The organism is Corynebacterium tapiri (assembly GCF_006334925.1).
Classification (GTDB): Bacteria; Actinomycetota; Actinomycetes; order Mycobacteriales; family Mycobacteriaceae; genus Corynebacterium; species Corynebacterium tapiri.
The window spans coordinates 157,781-175,118 of record NZ_VDHJ01000002.1 but is presented as its reverse complement, the minus strand read 5'-3'; the positions used below and the strand labels follow the sequence as shown (position 1 = coordinate 175,118).

The following is a 17,338-nucleotide window of genomic DNA, read 5'->3' as shown; positions in this document are numbered from 1 at the left end:
AAGGAAGGCTAGGCCGCAGACTTCTGAGAGCTCTTGCGCGCCCATACTCCACCAGCGGAGAGAATGAGGGCGGATAGCGCTAGCCACGGTGCCACGCCGTTGCCGCCGGAATCCGGCAGGTCACCAATGGAGTAATTGACCAGTCCGATGGACACCGTTGAAGCGTCCTGGCTAATCCTTGTTGAGTCCAGCGCAGGAACTCCCTTGATCGGGGCTCCATCTGCGCCGACGAAAGAACCATTTGCGCCAGACAGAACCACTCCCACTGCTGAGGTGCTGTTTCCCAGCAGCTTCATGCGCAGGACTGTTTTTCCGGACTGATCCTTGGCTTGCTCAAACGTGAAGTCGATCGGCTTGGACAGCAATGAGTAGGGTCGCCCGTCTGCGCCGACCGGAGACTTGGACTCGGTGAGGCGGTAGACCTTGCCCAGCTCGAGGCCCTTGGCCACGTACTTACCTGGATTGTTGGCGTCCTGCTGCAAAGCCACCGGGTCCTTGCCTTGAATCGGGGAAAGCGAACCATTTGCCCCCATGATCATCGGCTGCAGGGTAAAAACCGCTCCCTTGAGTACGTTGTTCTGCTGATCCACCTTGTACAGATTCAAATGCACGTCTACCTGCTTGTTGGTCACAATGCAGTAAGTAAACGACCCCGGCTGAGGAGCCACAGTATTAAACTCCGCCGCGCCAGCTGCCGGCTTGGTGGCCTTAGCTGCGTCGTAGGCAGGGATCGCGGTCCCCTCCTTAAGGTTGGCGGTGCAGGTGTAATCCTGGAATTGGTAGCCGTCTTGAACAACTTCCTTGATCGTGAGCGGCTTACCAGCTGCACCATCGTAAGCAGCTTCCCACCTGCGGTTGTGGTTAGTGATGTAACGCGTCCCCAAGCCACCTTGGGTCACACCAACCGCCTCGAACTCCCAACCAGCACCGGCATCAGAGATGAGCTTTCCTTCACGGTCCACAACTCGCTTCTCGACGATCACGCGACCAGAATCCGGATTCTCCGGGGGCTTCGGTTGGCATTCCGCAAGACCGGATGGGTCGAGACGGAGTTTGTCCACCAACGCTCGCACCTCTGCCACAACATCGGCCTGTTTAGAGACGTGGACAGGGGTGCCTACGCTAGAGATCATCTCTGCAGTTTGGTTTGGCGTTAGTTCCATGGCAGCCCAGCTGGTGGGTCCAAGATCTTGGGCGCGCAATCTTGTAAGTCCAGCAAAGACGGGATAGTACGGATCCCCAAAAGGTGATACCTGCCCTCGACCCCTACCTAATTGATACGCATTCAGCAATCCTTTGCGTACCGCCTGGAACATATAGGACGCAGACGGGTCCAGGTTTTGAACTAGAAAGCTTGGGGCCTTACCGTACGTTCGTTTAAATTCATCAACGTTAGATTTGAACCACCAGGCAGTAAAGTCGTTTAGGATGACCTCACTTTGGTCACTGGGCACATTCACCAAAACAGGTTGAATTCGTGTTCCAAAGTTTCTCTTCAGGGCATCTGCGCTTTCAATTGCTGATTTCACATCCCCCACATGTGACCATGTACCCAATACGTCACCGGCGACTGGAAGATTATTTCCTTGGGTGGTGTTAATGAGAGCACGCGTAGGCATGCCATCGGTGATGAAATAGACGACATCGTACTGCGAATTATTTAGCTGCTTCCGATAATAATTTGCGTAATAGAGATGCTCGAGCGCAGCATCCCAGTTCGTACCACCCGCCGATGTGTTAGTAAGGTTTTTTAGACGATCATAGGTTTCCCCGATCTGGGCTTTAGCTGCCGAAACCCCCTCTGGGGATTTGAGATTGTAATTGACGGTGCCCTTGGACCAATTCACGTTTCCATTCGCGTCGTAATACGCACCGTCAAGATCCTTGAATCGGGGAGCATAGGAAGCAAAGTTATGTACTGAGACGTTAACGTTCGCACCTTTAAGACCGTCCACAATGCCGTTGGCGCTTTCACGCATCAGTCCATATATATTTTGCTCTTTGATCGAGTTGGACACATCCATCATGATGCCCACATTTAGAGTTCGCTCTGCAGGAACACACTTATCGGCAGTCACCAAGCGTCCATCCAGCGTCGGATTGGCGACACCGGCACTCAACCCTCCCAATTCCGCGGGAATAACTGGGGCTGGGTCGGCGCTTGGAACCGCTGGATTATTTGGCACAGTGGACACTGGAACGGTAAAGATATCGAATTTCGCCTGCGCAGCCTCACAGGAATCCACGCCCGCAATGGTTAGTGTTGCCCGGACATTCGCTCCCTTAGGAAGCACTGCGCCGCGAGGACGAGGCTTCCCCTTGTATTCATCGCGCTTTTGAAGTTCTGCCCATTCTGCATCGGTCGGCAAATTAACGGTTGCCTGAGCACGGTGCAGGTCATCTTCGACAGAAGAAGTGAACACCGGGTTGGTGAGGATCTCCATCTTATCCACACTCCACTGTGCGGCGCGGATGGTTGTTTGATCGTTCACGCTTAGTGCCAACCGCTGCAAAACCATGTCTTCAGGGCTGGTAAATGAGAACTCACACCGGACCTGTCGGGCACCAGGAAGCAACGGTGAATTGGGATCAGTGACCGCCTTCGTGATTATCTGCGAACCGCCGAACGTTTTGTCTGGCTGTCGGTTGTTCTGAACGTCCGCCGTTGGTTTTACCGTCGTGGTCGAACCATCGCTTCCAGAACCAGTAGTTGAAGGTGCTGTGGTCGTAGTGTTTCCCGCAGCAGGCCCCGGGTTCGTCACAGGTGGAAGACCTGTACCGCTCGGGAAATCCGGAAGTGGCTCCACTGGAGCAGGTTCAGAAGGAGCCGGTTCAGTCGCCGCAGGCGGAGTACTTGTCGCGGGTTGATTCGGTTGTGACGGCTGCGTGGCTGGAGTTGTTGTCGTAGCGGTCGCCGGTGCAGAGCTCGGGGGAGAAACAACTTCTCCCACGACTTCCAGCTTCAGAGTTCCGTTAGGCGTTCCGAAATTGTTGATTTGGAAAGTGATTTTTGTTCCTGTGGGAAGTTCGCCGGAAAACTCTCCCACGGGGAAATTTCCGCCTGGGGCTCGCACTACGCCTTCAACAATTTTAGGATTCTTCGCTACTGTTCTGCCATCTACCAAGTATGCCCAGCTAGAGTAAGAGAGGCTGCCAGATCCCATGGCCATTGATGCCCTTAACTGCGACGCCTTGACTGGTTTGTCTAAAACGAGGTCGACACTAATGTTCTTTGTTCCAGAGGAGATCGTCTTTTGACTAGAGGCTACGACCCCGGTTTGGGCAGATGCGACCGAACCGAAATTGATTGGCGCATCAGGTACGACGGGCGCCAAAACTAGGCCGAAAGCTAGCGAAGTCGCCGCCAAAACGTGTAGAGGAACTCGCATCCAACGGGTCCGTCGATTCGAGGTCTTTGTGAACCTCTTATTGCGGGTCATTGTCTTCTCCGGTTTCAAGAATTGTTCTGCCAGTTTTTCTGTAAGGGAGGACTTATGCGTCATTCTTCAGTTCCATGTCGACGACTCAGTAGGAGGAAGATCCAACCAAGTCCAATGAGCAGGAGAGCAGAACCAATAACCCACAGCACTGATGCTCCGGTATTAGCCAGCCAGGACGGCCTTGGGTTCTCACTCGGAGGCGTAGGCGGGACTTCGGTTTCATTTCCGGGTGGTGAAGCGGGGGGCTCACCGGGATGATCCGCGGGGGGCCCAGGAATATTCGGAGGCACGCCCGGTGGGGTCGTCGGCGGAGTCGTCGGTGGCTCATCCGGAGAGTTCGGGATTGACGTCTTGGCGTACACGACTGCATCGCAAACCCACGTCCCATCTTGTCCAATTGGCACGGTCACGGCAAAAGCCGGAACATCGAGGTTTTCATGGGCACTGTCCGCGGGCTTCTGCGTCTCGACGAGATAAATGCCAGGCTCTACGTTGTCGAACGTAACTTCCCCTGTCTCAGTGGTGGTTGCCGTGCGGAAGTCGACGCGTTCCAACTGCTCAACGTCCGAAACCGTCAGGGCACCAGCTCGGTTCCAGCCCTCCAGAGTGGTCAGGTCCACGCCCTTGACGCGGGAAATCGTAAAAACATATCCCGATCCGTTCCCAGGAGGAAGTTCACCGACAGGGACATCGTCGAATGGGTTCCCCTTGGGCAGCCGCACTGTGAGGGAAAAAGAGTGGCCACACTGTTGTTCAATTCCTTTAACCGCTGTTTGGTCCACCCAACCTGTAATCACAGGCTTGGCAATGGCAGAGGGGCCCAGGGCAGACACCCCGAGTGCTAGAGCAGCTGCAAAACCACCCACAGCGAGGCGGCAGCTATTACGCATTGGTCGAGTCCCCCTCGTTGTCATGTTGCGCAACAATGGACTTCTGTCGCATCTTGTAGACCCACCGCGCAAGAGCAATGAGCACCAGGACGGCAAAGGCTAGGATTGCCCACATCCACCACTGGATGTGAGGACCCTTCTGGTCAAAGACTCCTTCGTCCTTGGGATCCATCGGCACCTGGTGGCCGGTGACCAAAAGGCGATGCGTATTAACCCCATAAGGCGTACAGGTGATAAGCGTCATCAGGTCTTGGCCCTCCACGGGGCGCAATGAATCGGTTTCGTGCGGCTCAACCACTCGAATGTCGTGAACCTCGTACTTCAACTTGTGCCCTGCCACCTGGACGTAGAAAGCTTGTCCCTTCTTTACGTCTGTGAGGTTGTCAAACAAGGTGGCATTAGGCAGCCCAGTGTGGCCGGTAAGCACCGAGTGCGTACTTTGTCCACCTACTGGTAGGTCACTTCCAAATAGATGGCCAACTCCCTTGGAAAGGGTCTTGTCATCAGTGCCGTGATAGATCGGCAGGTCTGCCTTCGCACCCGGTACGATGATGCGCCCCATGACGTCGGAGCTGTTGAGCTGGCTCAGGTACTCCTGATAAGGGATATTGTCCTTTGACACGCGAGCCAGCCAAGGGTCCAAAATCACGCCGGTGTTTTTGGTGCGGTTGTACTCATGAGCTGCGTCCCATTGCGCATCGTTGACCTCGGGCGGAGTAGCCACATCTAGTTGTGAGTACGCCTGCGCGGCTCTGGTCTGGGCGAAGTTGTTCCATTGGGTAGAGACCACTGGGTAAAGCAGTACCGCAAGCCCCAGCAAAACAACCAAGATGGGCGCCAAAGTGCCGCCTTTGGCTTTCTTGCCTACAGCACCATCGGAGCTACGTGACCGCTCCTTGAGCGCGACATTGGAATGGCGTCCCACCGTGTGTGGTCTCCCTAAAAATCTGACTACTAAATGAAGTTGTGTAAAAAGTCTGAGCTGCGCTGCTACCCCAACATGCGGAGAAGCAGCGCAGATGGTGAGGCTTATCCTCTGGGGGCTACCCAGAGACGTCGTTAAGCCCCCTCACCAAAGGCTGTCCCTCTAAGACTGGGACTTCGCGTTACGACGAGCCCAGAAGGCGCCACCGAATACGATCGCGAGGCCAGCGAGGATCATGCCGACGATGCCGGCACCACCGGTCAGCGGCAGGTTCGGAGTGGTGTCATCCAGGTTGACGACCTTGCCATCGCCCTTGTCACCGATCTTGACGGAAGCGGGCTGGTAAACCGGAACATTAATGGTGGTCGAGCCAGCTGTTTCCTGGAGATCTTGAACCTTACCGTTCTGGTCGGTCGTCCACGTCGTGGTCAGCTGCGGAACAACAACCTTCTTGGTCTGGTTAGACGCCACGAGCTCGAACTGCAGGGGCTTAGACAGCAGCTCCTTGCCCGCCGGAGCCTTGGTCTCCACGAGGCAGTACACCGACTTCTGCGCGGGATCAACGGCCTTGCCATTTACCCAGTCGGTAACGTGTAGACCAGAAACAGAAACCTGACCGTCCTTATTGGACACGAACGTATCCGCGTAGGTATTTGCGAAGTCGTCCTGTGCTGACACCACAAAGCCGTTGATGCTCTTCGGATCGTTCTTGATTACGTCATCGACCTTCACAGCCTCACAAGTAGTAGTGCCCGGCTTGGTCTGGACGATCTTGAATTCTGCCCCGGCAAGTGCAGCTCCAGCTCCGTCGACCTTCTGGAACTTCAGCTCGCCCCAGCGAGACTCAACGATGTTGGTCTTGGTGCCCGGAGTGCCAGGCGGCGGAGTGGTCGGAGGCGTCGGGGGGTTGCCATTGACATCCCAATCCGAATTAGGGTTATTGGGCTCAAATTCAACTGCTTGGTTGGGCGCAGCCTGCTTGTTGGTGAGCTTCTGCACTGCAACACCGGTCCTAATAGCGGTGTTGGACTCTAGCTTCTTCAGGCCACCAGCGGTGAAAGCGACCCGGAAAGAGTTATTGGCAGCGTTCTTGACCAGGGTGTAGTCGGCGCCTTCGGTCAGCTTCGTGAAGTCGGCAGCATTAGGAGTCTTGATAGCGACTTCCACGGTTGCTTTGTTGACATCGAAGTTGGTCTTGTCCAGAGAGTCCTCTACGAAGTAGTAGCTCAGACGCTTGCCGTCCTGGATCTTACGAACCTGCGTGTTGATGTAGTAGTTGACCACATCACCCGGCCCAGCCAGCTTGCCGTTTTGGTCACGATCCACAACCTGCTTCTCGGGCTGCTTCTTGGAGTAGTTCTTGGGGTACGCGTGCACGTCGTAGTTCCACGAGGTGCCGCCGGTAGCTTCATTTCCCTTGGTCATCGGAACGAAGGCAATGAAGTCAGCCGCTGGGGTGTACCCCTCCTTCGGCTTGGTTTCTTGGACCAAGTACGCACCGATCGGCAGGTCGGTCAGAACGATTTCACCATTAGCGTTAGTCGTTTGAACGAACTTTGGAGCGCCCAGGTTCTTCTTCGCCTGATCCACGGTAAGGCCGGCAGCCTTTGCCAGACCTTCGTTAGTCTTCAGATCGACGTTGTTGATCTTGGTGATCGTGAACTCAACACCCTGAAGCTTTTCACCCTGGATGGTCGGATCCACTTCACCAGTCGGGGTCTTCGTAGAGTCCGGGTTCGCGTGCTTGTGGATGGTGAGTTTACCGGTGTCCTGCAGAATCAGAGAGGAGGGCTGGGCATTCTGCGCAAATGCGACCGGAGTGCCCAGCGGCACGGTAGTCAGCGACAAGCCCAAAGCGGCAAATGCTGCGACGGACCGAACGGTCATCGAGTTATTTTTCAATTTTCAATGTTCTTTCTGTAGAAGCCTGATGAAAGTGATGTATGTAGAAAGGGCCCTCTACGCCACTTCATGACATTTCACAACCAAAAATCTACATTTTTCACAGCGCGAAAGCAACTAGAATCTAGAATTCCGAAGGTTTTTATTCACCCCATCATATAGCGGCCATATTATATGTCTTCCGCTTGATATGAATGTATCCTTATGTTCGATCATTTCACCCCTATTCACAAGGGGTTCCCCTAAACCTAAGCGCCAAGACTTAACCCTTACAACGTGTCTGCCCGGGTTCGCTTCAGTCAGCTACATTCGAAATACAAGAAGCCCCCTGATCCAACTGATCGGATCAGGGGACTTATAACCTTGTACCCCGTACGGGATTTGAACCCGTGTTACCGGCGTGAGAGGCCGGCGTCCTAGGCCGCTAGACGAACGGGGCTTAACGGCATCCTTGCGGACTCGTTGAACTTTAGACGAGCAACTCTATCAACAACAAATCAGCTGGTAGACGGCGATTTCTGGAGCTTCCCAGCAGGCAAAACGCGATGGCAAAACAACAGTCCCTACGCAGACAAAAGAAAAGCGGCCAACACTTTCGTATTGACCGCTTAACTTTGTACCCCGTACGGGATTTGAACCCGTGTTACCGGCGTGAGAGGCCGGCGTCCTAGGCCGCTAGACGAACGGGGCATATAGGACGCGAACTAAAAGCTCGCTGCTGGCCTACCAGGACTCGAACCTAGAATGACGGTACCAGAAACCGTAGTGTTGCCAATTACACCATAGGCCATTGTTGCTCTTTGCTTGCTTGCGCTCGCTGTGCAACGGGGATAACTATAACCACATGGGTGTTTTTCTCCCAAATTGCCAGGTCACAGCACTCTTTCAAGCAAAAAAGCGGGCCGGAAATCGTATCCAGCCCGCCTTCCACGTCAGCTCCTACTCGGCAGCAAACGGCGTTACCGCGCGAGCAGCGCGCAGTCGAGCCAGAGTGGATTCGCGTCCCAGCAGCTCCATGGATTCAAACAGCGGCGGGGAAACCTGCTCGCCGGAGATCGCCACGCGGAGCGCACCGTAGGCCTTACGCGGTTTAAGCTCCAGCTTCTCAATCAGGGCAGAGCTCAGCGCCTGCTCGATGGCAGCGGTCTCCCACGTATCCAGCGCTTCGAGGGCAGAGATGGCCTCCTCGAGAGGCTGGACCGCATCCTCCTTGAGGTTCTTGCGTGCCGCCTTCTCGTTGAGCTCCAGCTCTGCATCCGGGGTCACCAGGAACTTCAACAGGCCATAGGCCTCGCCCAGCGTCTTGATGCGGGTCTGGGTGAGATCAGCTGCCACCGCGAACTTGTCGGCCGGGTAGTCCTCGGGGAAGTCGGTAAAGCGGGTCAGATGCTCGCGCAGGCGGGTTGCAAAGTCCTCCGGCTCCAGCAGGCGAATGTGGTCGGCGTTGATAGCCAGGAGCTTCTTGTCGTCGAAACGCGCGGGGTTGCCCAGCACATCGGCGACGTCGAAGTTATCCACGAACTCCTGGCGGCTGAAGATGTCCTGATCCGAGGAGAGCGACCAACCCAGCAGCGCCAGGTAGTTCAGCATGCCCTCGGGGATGATGCCGGCCTCGATGTGGTTGAAGAGGTTGGATTCGGGATCGCGCTTGGAGAGCTTCTTGTTCCCCTGCCCCATCACAAACGGCAGATGCCCAAACTCCGGTGTGAATTCGGCAATGCCGATCTTCTTCAGGGCCTCGTACAGCGCGAGCTGACGGGGAGTAGACGAGAGCAGGTCCTCGCCACGCAGGACGTGCGTGATCCCCATGAGGGCGTCGTCAACCGGGTTGACCAAGGTATACAGCGGTGCGCCATTCGAACGCGCGACCACGTAGTCGGGTTGGGTGGATGCCTGGAATGTCACCTCACCGCGAACCAAGTCGGTCCAGGTCCAGTCCTGGTCTGGCATGCGCAGGCGGTAGACGGGCTTGCGGCCCTCCGCCTCAAACGCAGCGATCTGCTCGTCGGTGAGGTCGCGGTCGAAGTTGTCGTATCCCAGCTTCGGGTCGCGGCCTGCAGCCTTGTGGCGCTCTTCCACCTCTTCGGCGGTCGAGTACGCCGGGTAGACCAAGTCTGCCTCGATTAGCTTGTTCAGCACGTCGCTGTAAATGTCGCTGCGCTGCGACTGGCGGTACGGCTCGTGCGGTCCGCCCTTGATCACGCCTTCATCCCAGTCGAGGCCCAGCCAGTTCAGCGAGTCAATGATCGCCTGGTAGCTGTCCTCGGAGTCACGCTGGGCATCGGTGTCCTCGATGCGGAAGACCAGCTTTCCACCGGTGTGGCGGGCATATCCCCAATTGAAGAGGGCAGTGCGCACCAGGCCGACGTGCGGGGTGCCGGTGGGCGATGGGCAAAAACGTACGCGAACATCACTTGTCATGGCACCGATGGTACTCACCAGGGGCCAAGCAACCACCGGTCAGTCATAGTTGCTGATAAAGCCATGGGTAGGATTGGAGCACGTGTGTGCTCATCGACCTTCTACCGCGCCGGACTTCCTGCTCTCCCGAGCAACGGGGTCTGTGCGTACTCAAGGCTCTCTAGCCACCTATACGGATCCTTGGGAAGCTGCTGATGCTCTCAGCTCGGGTACCATCGACATGGTTGTGGGTGCTCTCCCCTTTGAGCGATCCGCAGACGCTGCGCTTGCCGTGCCAGAGTCGATCATTCGCGAGCCCGGCCCTCTCGAACCGCACAGCTATTACCGCTTCGGGCCAGGCGCACAGCTGAGCGCGCGGATCGCCGGTGTGGATCCAGAAGAACACGAGCACCTGCGCCGCATTGAGGCTGCGCTGGCCACCATCCAAACCTCTAAGTTGGACAAGGTGGTCCTCGCACGCGCCGTGGACATTGCCTTCGACCCGCCTGTCGATCCGCTCCTGGTCGCCGCCCGCCTCATCGACCGTTCCAGCAACAAGGACGGTTTTATCGCCGATCTCTCCCCTGCATTGGAGCCGGGAACGATGCTGGTGGGGTCCTCTCCCGAGGTGCTGGTCAAGCGCACAGGCATGACTGTGACGTGTTATCCCCTGGCCGGCTCGGCCCCGCGCCAGCAGGACCCGGCGCAGGATCGGGCCGTTGCTGAGACGTTGGCGGCCTCGACTAAGGATCTGTCGGAGCACCATTTCGTCGTTGAGCATCTGCGCCAGGCTCTGAGCCCCCTGTGCGACTACCTGGAGGCGCCCGACGTCCCCGAACTCACGCACACCAATGAAATGTGGCACCTGGCTACGCCGATCGTCGGTAAGCTCAAAAACCCACGCACCTCGGCGCTGGAGTTGGCGCTGCGCCTCTATCCCACCCCTGCGGTCTGCGGAACGCCTACCGACTCGGCCGAGGCGCTTATCAACACCGCAGAGTCGGACCGCTCCTTCTATGCCGGAGCCGTCGGCTGGGCGGACTCCTCCGGCGACGGGGAATACATGGTGGCTATCCGGTGTGCCGAGGTCGCCGGAGATGGAACCCATGCCCGCACCTGGGCGGGCGGCGGAATCGTGGCGGAGTCTGATGCCGAGGCCGAGCTCGCAGAGACCAGCGCCAAGCTCCGCACGATCCTGAAAGCGCTCGACCTCTAGGCCTTACGCGCGATCAGCACCTCATCGACAGTGTGATGTGCTCCCGCTCCACCGGCGACTTCTCGCTCGGTGCTCTTTAGCTCAATCACCTTGAGCGTGGTTAGGGCATCAGCGACCGCACGCGGACTCATAATGTCGCCGTGGACGTGCTCGTGATGCACAAACAGCAGGTTCCCGCCGGGAGCAACCAGGGACTCCAACGTGGCTAGCTCTTCTGCCTTCATTGGGAGGTAGAAGCAGCTGACCAAGTCAAAGGTTTGCTCACCGACTCCCTGAATGGTTGCCTCGCAAAACTCAATGCGCTTGTCGACGCCGCGCTGCACCGCCAACTCCCGAGCGCGCCGGATTGCCGTCGGAGCGGGGTCAATGGCCAGCACCTTCCAGCCACGTTCGGCGAGCCAGACCGAGTCAGCTCCCTCACCGCAGCCGACATCAATAGCTGATCCTGGGATGAAATCCTGTGCCTCTCGGATTAGCGCTTGGTTCGGGTTACCCGACCATTGCACCCCAGATGCGTAGACGGCCTCAAAGTCTTCCGGCAGGTGGTTATGCCCACTCAATGGGGTTCTCCAGCACACCGAGGCCTTCGATCTCCACAGCAATGCGGTCGCCAGGAACCATGGCCTCGGTGCCGGCCGGAGAGCCGGTGCAGATCACGTCGCCGGGCAGAAGAGTCATCGATGCGGTGATGAACTCAATGATCTCGCCCAGCTTCATGATCATCTGGTTCGAGTTGGAGTCCTGCTTGGTTGCCGTGACGCCATCGTGAGTCAAGTGGGCCTTAATGGCAAGGTTGTCCAAGTCAAAGGAATCGATGTCGGTCTCGATCCAGGGACCCAGCGGGCAGAAAGTATCAATTCCCTTGGCGCGCGCCCACTGGCCGTCGGCAAACTGCAGGTCACGCGAGGAGACGTCGTTGACGATGGTGAAGCCGCGCACCACGGAACGCCAATTTTCAGCCTTGACGTTCTTGCACGGAGTACCGATAACGACCGCGAGCTCGCCCTCGAACTCCACCTTGGTGGCAAAGTCCGGGATCTTAATCGGTGCGAACGGGCCGGTCACCGACGTCGGCGGCTTGAGAAACAGGGTCGGGGGAAGCGATTCCGCGGACTTCTGGAAGACCTCGGCAACGTGATCGGCATAGTTGCGCCCGATGGCTACGACCTTGCTGGGCAAGGTTGGGGCGAGCAGACGGACGTCGGAAAGCGGCCACTGCTTCCCGGTGAATTCCGGTTCGGTGTATGGGGTGCCAGCGATCTGGCGAGCGACGAGGGCGGAGTCATTCTCTCCCTCGATAACAGCGAACGTGAGTCCTTCAGGGGTAGCAATTCGAGCAAAGCGCATACCTTTAAGAGTACGCGCATACTGTTGGGCTCGCGCGCTGGGGTGATCTACACCCCAAGGGGCGGGCCCACCCCAGCTAGCCTGCGCCTACTGGTAAGAGACAAACCACGGACGCGGGTCTACCTCGCGGTAGGTCTGCTCCGGAGTGAAGGTCGGGGTGTCCTCGTCGATGAAGTTCTTCCAGGCCATGAACCACCGATCGCTCAAACCCTCCTGCAGAACGTTCCACGTCTCAAACTTCAGGTCCGGGGTGCCGTGGCCGTCGGCGTGCAGAACGGGAGCAAGCTCCGGGTAGTCGGTGCGGATCTGATCGCGATCCCGCAGCATTTGCGCCTGGAACTGGTGTAGGACGAATGCCTTCTGCGGAAGGTTGTTCTCGCGCGTCAGCTGCGCCAGCCACTCCGCTACCTCGTTGATCTCCTGCGCTTCCGCCGAGCCAACACGTTGGAGGGGGATCTCACCCGGGCCGATCTTCCACTCGGCATCCAGGGCCAGGCCGACGTTCGGACGCTTAAGCAGCTCCTCGTACAGCTTGGCCTGGTCCAGGAAATTCGCCCGCCCCGGCTGCAGGTCGATCACGGCGTAGCCACCGGCCTCCGTGATCGCATCGATGTACGGTACGTAGTCCTCGACCGGGAACTCGTTGGTGTAATTGCCATCCGGTCCTGGAGAGGCAGACGCCACGGACACGATGATCTCAAAGGCCGGAACAACCGGCTGATCCTCGAACTCTTGGTATTGATCAACGAGTTGCTGAAGGTGCTCCACCGATTCCTTCGGCGGGCGCTCCCCCATTACCCCCAGTGCTGGACCGGAGGGGTGACCGTAATAGGCGATCATGCGGCGCCCCGGAAAGACCAGGCCTCCGCCGCCGGGCAGCTCGCCGTTGCTAGCCATCGCGCTTGCCCCGGCGTAATACTCAGTACCGCCGAACTGTTGTCCCAGCGCCAGCGTGTTGCCCTCCGCAGCAACCTTCATGGTTTCCGGCGTAATGCGCGGATCTGGGTAATCCAGCAGGTGAACCGGCGCGCCGGCCGCCTTAGCGGTGGCAATCGCTGCCGGCGAGGTCTCTGCGGTGACCATTACGTCCGGAACTGCAACCGGATGCTTGGAGTTCTTGTTCGGCGTATCGACGATCTGACGCACCGCATCCTGGTCGCTTTCTGGATCGACCTCCAGCTCTTCGACCTTGGCGTCGCCCAGATCGGCCGTCTTAATATCTCCCGCCGCGAGCACCGTCTTGGCGCCCAGGCGGTCAATTTCCTTGCCGATGAGCTCGGCGTTGTCCGACTTCACTGTGAGCACTGGTGCCGAGCGCTTGATCGCTTCCTTTCCAGCTGTCACAGCGGCAGCCGGGTTATCCGCAGCAACGACGACCACGTCAGACTTTTTAAAGAGTCGCTGGGAAACGTCGATTCCGTCGCCACGCGAGTCGTCAATGGCCTCCGGCCCGCTCATCTCCAACTGAGGCTTGCCGGAGCTGGAGTGCGAGCCGGAACCTCCCAGGCCAAACGGCGAAGTGTCGGAGGCGCAACCAGCCAAGCTCACAGCGAGGACGGTAGCGGTAGCGATACTTACAACGCGTCGATTCAAGCGGCACTCAGCTTTCTATACATAATCTCCAAGGGTAGTGCCACCAGATGGGCACCACCCTACGCGTTTCTGCGTCGCTGTTGAGTCTACCTACGCACCGCGCAGGGCTTGTGCGAGGCGGTCTCCAATTTCGGAAGTAGATGCCTTCTGCTCACCGCGCGCGCTCACGTCCTGTGCAACCGCCTGCTCGATACGCTGCGCTGCGTCCTCATCGCCCAGGTGACGCAAGAGAAGAGCCACGGACAGGATTGCCGCGGTGGGATCAGCGATCCCCTGGCCAGCGATGTCGGGGGCCGATCCGTGAACGGGCTCGAACATCGACGGGTTTGCGCCCGTGGCATCGATGTTTCCGCTTGCGGCCAAGCCGATGCCACCCGTTACTGCTCCGGCGAGATCAGTGAGAATGTCACCGAAGAGGTTGTCGGTAACGATAACGTCGTATCGCTGTGGGTCCGTGACCATGTAAATGGTGGCCGCGTCGATGTGGTTGTACTCCACCGCCACGTCCGGGTATTCGGCGGAGACCTCGTTGACGGTGCGCTGCCACAGGTCACCGGCATTGACCAGAACGTTGGTCTTATGCACCAAGGTCAGGTGCTTACGCCGTCCGCGGGCGCGTTCGAAAGCATCGCGCACCACCCGCTCCACGCCGTACCGGGTGTTCTGCGAAACCTCGGAAGCGACCTCGTGCGGAGTGTTCTTGCGCAGTGAGCCACCGTTACCGCAGTACAGCCCCTCGGTTCCCTCGCGTACAACGACAAAGTCGATCTTCCCCGGATTGGCCAACGGTGATGTTGCCGAGGGGTACAGCTTGGCCGGCCGCAGGTTCACGTGATGATCAAGCTCAAAGCGCAGCTTCAGCAGCAGTTCACGCTCCAGGATGCCGGGCGGAACCTTGCCTGGCGCCCCGATTGCCCCCAGGAGAATGGCGTCGTGCTTGCGCAGATCGTCGAGGTCATCATCCGTGAGGGTATCGCCGGTCTCCAGGTAACGCTGGGCCCCCAACTGAAACTCGGTTACTTCCACGTCGTCACGCACCGCGCGGAGAACCTTGAGTGCCTCTGCAGTAACTTCTGGGCCGATGCCGTCCCCGGCGATCACAGCGAGTTTCATTATGTGGGATTCCTTTTCTCACTAGGTGAACTTTCGGCCCAGTGTAGCAGCCCTAGCAGCAGCGAGCCCCCGGGTTGGCATCCTGCTCCGCATAACGGCGCTTCCAGTACTCCCGTTCGCTCAAGACCGGGTGGTCAGGGTGGTGCGAGCGCTGATGAGCCACGTACTTGCGATAGTCGTGATCCCCCATCAGCTCACCCACGTACCAGCGCACGCTCTTGATGGCCCGCAGCATCAATGCCTCTCACCCGCACCGGAGTGTTCCAGCTCCCGCATGACCTCTTTCTCCCGCTTCGTGGCAATCATGTTTGCCGGAAGGAAGAGCGTCGATGGGTGATCTGGCTCCTCCGAGCTGTGCGGGGCGATTCCGGCCGAGCGATCGCGCACTGCCCGCACACAGGTCACCACAGCAGCTCCGACCACTACGAGCACGAGGGCAGCAAAGACAACCGATAGCGTTCCCTGGATAAACGTGTTGCGCACGACCGCGTCGATCGCCTCCGGAGACTTCGCGGTGCCGAACTCCGTCAACCCCTGCTGGGCAGCCTCCTTGAAACGAGCGTGCTGGGCCCAGTAACCGATCTTCGGATTCGAGCTAAAGATCTTCTGCCACGAGGCGGTCATTGTGACGATGAAGTCCCAGGCCAGAGGCACTCCCGGGACCCAAGCCCAGGCGTACAGCCCCTTCTTTACTACAACGACCAATACCAAAGCCAGGGCCATGGCAGCCAGGAGCTGGTTGGCGATGCCGAAGAGCGGGAACAGCACGTTAATGCCGCCGAGCGGGTCGGTGGCACCCATGACCAGGATGGCACCCCAGAGCGCGCAGACAGCGAGAGTGGCGATCCAGGTGCCCAGCTTCCAGGTAGGATCACCGAACTTCTTCAGACCCGGGATGTTCGACAGAGAATCGGTCATCATGAAGCGTGCCACGCGCGTGCCGGCATCCACTGCGGTCAGGATGAACAGCGCCTCAAACATGATGGCGAAGTGGTACCAGAACGCCTGCAGCCCCGGGTTGCGCGTGATGCTGGTGAGAATCTGACTCATGCCAAACGCGAAGGTCGGGGCACCACCCGTACGCGAAACGATGGTGTGCTCTCCGACCGACTCTGCGGCCTGCTCAAGCTGCTGAGCCGTCATCGGCTCGCCCGGGATCGCCAGCGAGCTGACGAATTCTGCTGCACCTTGAGGGTTTCCACCCGTCAGCGTGGCAGGAGAGTTCATGGCGAAGTACATGTGACGATCAATGATCACCGCCGTCACCAGAGCCATGATGGCCACGAAAGACTCCATAAGCATGCCGCCGTAGCCGATGGCCCGCATGTGAGTTTCCTTCTCCAGCAGCTTGGGCGTAGTACCCGAGGAGATCAGCGCGTGGAAACCAGAGAGTGCACCACAAGCGATGGTGATGAACAGGAAGGGAAACAATCCACCAGCAAAGACCGGCCCATCTCCAGTGTGTGCAAAGGTTGTTAAGGCCGGCATGTGCACTTCGGGCCGGTCAATCAGCAGAGCAACTGCCAGCAAGGCGATCACGCCAACCTTCATAAAGGTGGAGAGGTAATCGCGCGGGGCGAGCAAGAGCCACACCGGCAGGATGGCAGCAACCACACCGTAGATGATCACCGCGGCGGCCAAAGTCTCCTTGGACAGCGTGAAGGCGGCCGCACCCCACTCAGTTTCCGCGACCCAGCCGCCGGAGATGATGGCCAGGAGCAGCAGCACAACGCCGATGATCGAGACTTCGGACACGCGACCCGGGCGCACATAGCGCAGGTACAAGCCCATGAACATGGCGATCGGGATGGTCATAGAGATGGAGAAGACTCCCCACGGGCTCTCCGCCAGCGCGTTGACCACAACAAGCGCGAGCACCGCGATGATGATGATCATGATGGCCATCGTCGCGATAATGCCGGCGGCACCGCCTACACGGCCCACCTCATCGCGAATCATTTGGCCGAGCGAGCGACCCCGGCGGCGCGTAGACACCCACAACACCAGGTAGTCCTGCACCGCGCCGGCAAAGATCACGCCGAGGACGATCCACAGCGTGCCGGGTAAGTACCCCATCTGTGCCGCCATAACCGGGCCCACCAGCGGTCCGGCACCAGCAATGGCTGCAAAGTGGTGACCGAACAGCACACGTCGATCAGTAGGAACAAAGTCCTTACCGTCGTTGATGTATTCGGCCGGGGTGGCGCGGTCGTTGCGCGGCTTGACCACCTTGTACTGGATCAAGCGCGCGTACAGCGAGTAGCCGATGACGTAGGAACCGCAGGCGGCAAGAACCAGCCAGACCGAGTTGATGGCTTCTCCACGCGCCAGGGCAATGGATGCCCATCCCACGGCCGCCAAAATTGCCGCCACAGCGATGACGATTTTTTCGCCCCCGCCAATGCGTATCGACGACGCCACCGCTACCGGATGGTCCCTCCCTTCCACGGTGTTGTACACGAGATCGTCTTCTCGCTGCTTATGTAACGCCGTACTCATGGCTTCCTCCGCC

Annotated in this window: 11 protein-coding genes and 3 tRNA genes; 1 reads left to right on the top strand and 13 read right to left on the bottom strand. The window is 58.5% G+C overall.

Annotated features, from left to right (window positions below):
• Positions 1 to 8 precede the first annotated feature (8 nt).
• From FHE74_RS01870 to gltX, 7 genes are all read right to left on the bottom strand, one after another.
• Entirely contained in the window at positions 9 to 3,047 is a 3,039-nt protein-coding gene (locus tag FHE74_RS01870; protein WP_139464724.1) for a vWA domain-containing protein, read from the bottom strand.
• Between the two features lie 1,275 nt (positions 3,048 to 4,322).
• Positions 4,323 to 5,255 carry a class C sortase gene (locus FHE74_RS01865; RefSeq protein ID WP_180339647.1) on the bottom strand — a complete coding sequence of 311 codons (933 nt, stop codon included), beginning with the start codon at positions 5,253 to 5,255 and terminating at the stop codon, positions 4,323 to 4,325.
• Between the two features lie 162 nt (positions 5,256 to 5,417).
• Positions 5,418 to 7,142, bottom strand: a complete 1,725-nt coding sequence (locus FHE74_RS01860) for a SpaH/EbpB family LPXTG-anchored major pilin (RefSeq protein ID WP_139464723.1) — start codon at positions 7,140 to 7,142, stop codon at positions 5,418 to 5,420.
• A 381-nt stretch (positions 7,143 to 7,523) separates the two neighbouring features.
• Positions 7,524 to 7,596 (bottom strand) — tRNA-Glu (locus FHE74_RS01855).
• Positions 7,597 to 7,774: 178 nt separating this feature from the next.
• Positions 7,775 to 7,847, bottom strand: a tRNA-Glu gene (locus tag FHE74_RS01850).
• Between the two features lie 28 nt (positions 7,848 to 7,875).
• Positions 7,876 to 7,947, bottom strand: a tRNA-Gln gene (locus FHE74_RS01845).
• A 149-nt stretch (positions 7,948 to 8,096) separates the two neighbouring features.
• A complete protein-coding gene (gene gltX, locus FHE74_RS01840) occupies positions 8,097 to 9,578 on the bottom strand; it encodes a glutamate--tRNA ligase (RefSeq protein ID WP_139464722.1) in 1,482 nt (493 codons plus the stop codon).
• Between the two features lie 82 nt (positions 9,579 to 9,660).
• Here gltX and FHE74_RS01835 point away from each other — a divergent pair, with 82 nt between their 5' ends.
• Positions 9,661 to 10,773, top strand: a complete 1,113-nt coding sequence (locus tag FHE74_RS01835) for an isochorismate synthase (protein ID WP_139464721.1) — start codon at positions 9,661 to 9,663, stop codon at positions 10,771 to 10,773.
• On the opposite strand, the gene FHE74_RS01830 is transcribed toward FHE74_RS01835, so the two are convergent.
• From FHE74_RS01830 to FHE74_RS01805, 6 genes are all read right to left on the bottom strand, one after another.
• Positions 10,770 to 11,333, bottom strand: coding sequence for a class I SAM-dependent methyltransferase (locus FHE74_RS01830; RefSeq protein ID WP_246049141.1), 564 nt, complete (start codon positions 11,331 to 11,333; stop codon positions 10,770 to 10,772). The two genes, FHE74_RS01835 and FHE74_RS01830, sit on opposite strands and share 4 nt — an antisense overlap.
• Positions 11,320 to 12,120, bottom strand: coding sequence for a fumarylacetoacetate hydrolase family protein (locus FHE74_RS01825; RefSeq protein ID WP_139464719.1), 801 nt, complete (start codon positions 12,118 to 12,120; stop codon positions 11,320 to 11,322). Before FHE74_RS01825 ends, FHE74_RS01830 begins: the two co-directional genes overlap by 14 nt.
• 87 nt (positions 12,121 to 12,207) lie before the next feature.
• Positions 12,208 to 13,578, bottom strand: coding sequence for a cell wall-binding repeat-containing protein (locus tag FHE74_RS01820; RefSeq protein ID WP_246049146.1), 1,371 nt, complete (start codon positions 13,576 to 13,578; stop codon positions 12,208 to 12,210).
• A gap of 225 nt (positions 13,579 to 13,803) precedes the next feature.
• Complete coding sequence (locus tag FHE74_RS01815; protein WP_139464717.1) at positions 13,804 to 14,826, bottom strand: 3-isopropylmalate dehydrogenase; 1,023 nt, start codon at positions 14,824 to 14,826, stop codon at positions 13,804 to 13,806.
• 52 nt (positions 14,827 to 14,878) lie between these two features.
• Positions 14,879 to 15,061, bottom strand: coding sequence for a YbdD/YjiX family protein (locus tag FHE74_RS01810; protein WP_139464716.1), 183 nt, complete (start codon positions 15,059 to 15,061; stop codon positions 14,879 to 14,881).
• Positions 15,061 to 17,325: a carbon starvation CstA family protein gene (locus FHE74_RS01805; RefSeq protein ID WP_139464715.1), complete on the bottom strand. Its 2,265-nt coding sequence runs from the start codon at positions 17,323 to 17,325 to the stop codon at positions 15,061 to 15,063. The genes FHE74_RS01810 and FHE74_RS01805 overlap by 1 nt, the downstream gene beginning before the upstream one ends.
• Positions 17,326 to 17,338: the final 13 nt, after the last annotated feature.

What these genes read in the sequence shown, in the direction of transcription:
- FHE74_RS01805 (WP_139464715.1), bottom strand. Translation starts at nt 17,325, where the DNA reads ATGAGTACGGCGTTACATAAGCAGCGAGAAGACGATCTCGTGTACAAC.
- FHE74_RS01815 (WP_139464717.1), bottom strand. Translation starts at nt 14,826, where the DNA reads ATGAAACTCGCTGTGATCGCCGGGGACGGCATCGGCCCAGAAGTTACT.
- FHE74_RS01810 (WP_139464716.1), bottom strand. Translation starts at nt 15,061, where the DNA reads ATGCTGCGGGCCATCAAGAGCGTGCGCTGGTACGTGGGTGAGCTGATG.
- gltX (WP_139464722.1), bottom strand. Translation starts at nt 9,578, where the DNA reads ATGACAAGTGATGTTCGCGTACGTTTTTGCCCATCGCCCACCGGCACC.
- FHE74_RS01860 (WP_139464723.1), bottom strand. Translation starts at nt 7,142, where the DNA reads ATGACCGTTCGGTCCGTCGCAGCATTTGCCGCTTTGGGCTTGTCGCTG.
- FHE74_RS01825 (WP_139464719.1), bottom strand. Translation starts at nt 12,120, where the DNA reads ATGCGCTTTGCTCGAATTGCTACCCCTGAAGGACTCACGTTCGCTGTT.
- FHE74_RS01820 (WP_246049146.1), bottom strand. Translation starts at nt 13,578, where the DNA reads ATGAGCGGGCCGGAGGCCATTGACGACTCGCGTGGCGACGGAATCGAC.